The organism is Micromonospora phytophila, from assembly GCF_023656545.1.
GTDB lineage: Bacteria > Actinomycetota > Actinomycetes > Mycobacteriales > Micromonosporaceae > Micromonospora > Micromonospora phytophila.
In genome coordinates, this window is the sequence record NZ_JAMOKF010000487.1 from 1 (window position 1) to 3,016 (window position 3,016).

Genomic DNA, 3,016 nt, shown 5'->3' on the forward strand with positions numbered 1-3,016 from the left:
CCGGCCCGGCCTGCTCCAGCCGGACCGGCAGCGGCCCCCGGGCCAGCGCCACCCGGCGGACCGCGGCGTGCGGGACCGGGTCGAGCCAGCGCCGCACCTCGTCGGTGGGGGCCAGCCCGACGAACGCCGGGCCGTCCGGCGTACGGGCCTCCAGCCGGAGTCGTGCCTGCCCGGCGCGGGCGAACGGCGCCTCCGCGCGCAGCAGCTCGTCGAGGTCGGTGACGACCACCGCGTGGCCCGCGGTGTGCACGGTCTCGAAGCGGGCGGTGAAGGCCCCTCCGGGGTCGGTGTGCCGCGTGAGCATCCCCAGGGCGCCGCCCGCCAGCAGCGCCGGAATCCCGATGGTCAGCAGCAGCATTCCGGCGAGCGCCCGCACGAATCGCATTCGCTTCGTCCCCCTCCGTAGCCGGATACCCGGCCGACCTTACCGATGTCGAGCCGCTGATCAGCGGATATCCACGGCACGGTCGCAAAAGCGGTCGGCCCGCCGGGTGCTCCGGCGGGCCGACCCACTCAGGTACGCGTCACGCCTTCGGCGTCGGCTCCCGCCGGGTCCGGGCGAACGCCAGCCCGCCGAGCAGCAGACCGCCCGCCCCGGCGACCAGGCCGGCGACGCCCAAGGCGGTGGCCGCGCCGTCGCCGTCGTCCTCGGCGTCATCGTCGTCGTCCGCCTCGGTCCCGCCGGCCGTCCCGGTCGGGCCGGCCGACGGCGTGGCCGCGGCCAGCGTGAGCACCGGGGCCGGGCTCTCCGGCTCCTCGGCGCCGGCCACCGGCTCCTCGATCCACCGCTGCACGTTGCCGTCGGAGTAGGTCTGCAGCGTCTTGAAGACCATCGTGTCCACCTGCGGCAGCGGCCCCAGCGAGACCGGGAACTCCTGGAACTGGCCGGGCTTGACCCCGGCGTCACCGGTGGCGGTCCAGGTCAGCTTCGACACCACCTCGGAGAGCCGGCTGCCGTGCACCTCGACCGGCGGGTCGACCTTGCGCTTCTGCACCGCCACCGTCCAGCCGGGCACCGGCATGGTCGACACCGAGCCCACCGGGGCGTTCTCCGGCAGCACCACCTCCACCTTCGTGGTGGACGCCGTGTCGCTCTCGTTCGGCACCCGGAACGCGAACCGGCCGTACCCGCCCTGGGTCGCCTCCTGCGGGTTGACCGTGACGTGCGCCGACGCGGGCGCCGCGAAGCCGAACACGGCGGTGGCGACGGCGCCGAGCGCCAGGGCGGCAGCGGCGGTTGCGGAACGCCGGTGACGAATCATCTACGTGGAACCCTTCTAACGGATCGGCACGGTGGCGGTCACCGTGGCCTGGTCGATGTCGGACGTGCGAACGGTGACGCGCAGCTGCCACTCCCCCGCCGCCGGCAGGTTGATCTCCCCGGTGGCGTGGTTGTCCGTCAGCGGCAGCAGCGGGACCTCGATCGGTTCGATCCCCGCCGACGGCAGGGCGGCGGTGGCCCGCCACTCCACCACCGGCTGCGGCCGGTTGTCCTTTGTGTAGGCGTAGAAGTGCACGGTGTTGTTGCCCGCCTGCGCCGGGTCCAGCTCGACCTGAAGCGAGTAGATCGGGCTGGACAGCGTGGTCGAGAAGTAGCCGGTGGGGCCACCGGCGACGTCGGCGGCGGCGGTACGCGCCGGCGTGGTCTGCACCAGGGTGGCCGAGAGGCCGAGCACCACCGCGGTGACCGCCAGCTCCACCCAGATCGCCCGGCGCACCGGTGCCGGCCGCCCCGCCGCGGTGCGCCGGCGCACCAACTGCCGGGAGTACGCGGCCACCGCGATCACCAGGACGAAGAGCCCGATCTTGCCCAGCAGCAACTGCCCGTAGGTCGTGCCGAGCAGGGCGTCCGGGCTGGCCACCTCGATCAACGCCTGGACGGTGCCGGCGAGCAGCAGCGCCGACACGGCCAGCGCCGCCCAGCGCGACCAGATCGGCAGGATCGCCCCCAGCTCCCGCTCGTCGGCCCGGGGCAGCAGGAAGCCGGCGAGCATCACCAACCCGCCCAGCCAGACCGCCATGCTGCCCAGGTGCACCGCGTCGACCACGACGGAGACCGCCGGGGCGGGCGAGGCCGCCGGATGCCCGGCCAGCGGCCAGGTCAGCAACGTCGCCACCCCCAGGACGCCGAGGATGACCAAATCGGTGCGGCCCACCGGACCGGCCAGCAGCGGGCGGAGCAGGAACGCGGCCGCGGCCAGCAGCCCCAGCCGCACCAGGTGGGCGGCGCCGAAGGTGCTGCCGAGCACCGAACCCAACCCCTCGCCGGTGACGTCGAAAACGCCACCGCCGGCGGTGTAGGGCACCTGCAACCACAACTCGGCCAGGGTGGCCGCCGCCACCAGGCCGAGCCCCGCCCAGGCCAGCCGCGCGGCACCCCGCCGGGGCAGCCGCCGCGGCCAGAGCGCGGCGAGCACCAGAGCCGGGCCGACCAGCAGCAGCAGGCCGGCATAGCCGAGGTACTTGGCGACCTTGACCGCGTTGCCCACCACCGGGTCGGCCCGGGTGTCGTCCCCGGAGTCCACCGGCGGCGGCGACGGCGAACCGACGGAGTAGGTGAACGCGCCGGAGACCGGGTGGCTGTCGGCGGAGATCACCCGATAGCTGACCAGGTAGGTGCCGCGCCCCCCGGCCGGGTCCACCGCGACGGTCACCACGCCGCCGTCGAAGGTGGGCTCGCCCCGGTCGGCGCGGGAACCGTCCGGCGCGATGACCCGGATCTTGCCCGGCACCTTGCGGACGGACTCGCTGAAGGTCAGCACCACCTCGGCCGGCCCGCTCGGCACCACCGCCGAGGCGACCGGACTACTGCTCACCAGCACCGCGTGGGCGCTGGCCGGACCGGCCGGGGCGAGCAGCAGGGCGACGACGGTGACCAACAGGCCCACGGTGGCGCTGAACCGGGCGAGCCGGCGGCGATTGGCGGCAGTCATGCCGGCCATGGTGGTCGAAAAACCCCGCCCGCGCCCACCCCGGGCCGCCACCGCCCCGCGCCGGCCGGCGCCGTACGCCCCAC

General features: G+C 75.0%; 2 protein-coding genes and 1 pseudogene. All 3 read right to left on the reverse strand.

All coding sequences use genetic code 11. The annotated features are described in order from the left end of the window. Positions 1-385: pseudogene (locus NCC78_RS30100) on the reverse strand (hypothetical protein); the annotation flags it as partial. A 139-nt stretch (positions 386-524) separates the two neighbouring features. Then, positions 525-1,262 (reverse strand): YcnI family copper-binding membrane protein, encoded by a 738-nt coding sequence (locus NCC78_RS30105; RefSeq protein WP_250798766.1) that lies wholly within the window; start codon positions 1,260-1,262, stop codon positions 525-527. A gap of 15 nt (positions 1,263-1,277) precedes the next feature. Continuing rightward, positions 1,278-2,942: a copper resistance CopC/CopD family protein gene (locus tag NCC78_RS30110; RefSeq protein ID WP_250798767.1), complete on the reverse strand. Its 1,665-nt coding sequence runs from the start codon at positions 2,940-2,942 to the stop codon at positions 1,278-1,280. Positions 2,943-3,016: the final 74 nt, after the last annotated feature.

Excerpts from the sequence above, each read along its gene's own strand:
- NCC78_RS30110 (WP_250798767.1), bottom strand. The coding sequence starts at position 2,942 with ATGGCCGGCATGACTGCCGCCAATCGCCGCCGGCTCGCCCGGTTCAGC.
- NCC78_RS30105 (WP_250798766.1), bottom strand. The coding sequence starts at position 1,262 with ATGATTCGTCACCGGCGTTCCGCAACCGCCGCTGCCGCCCTGGCGCTC.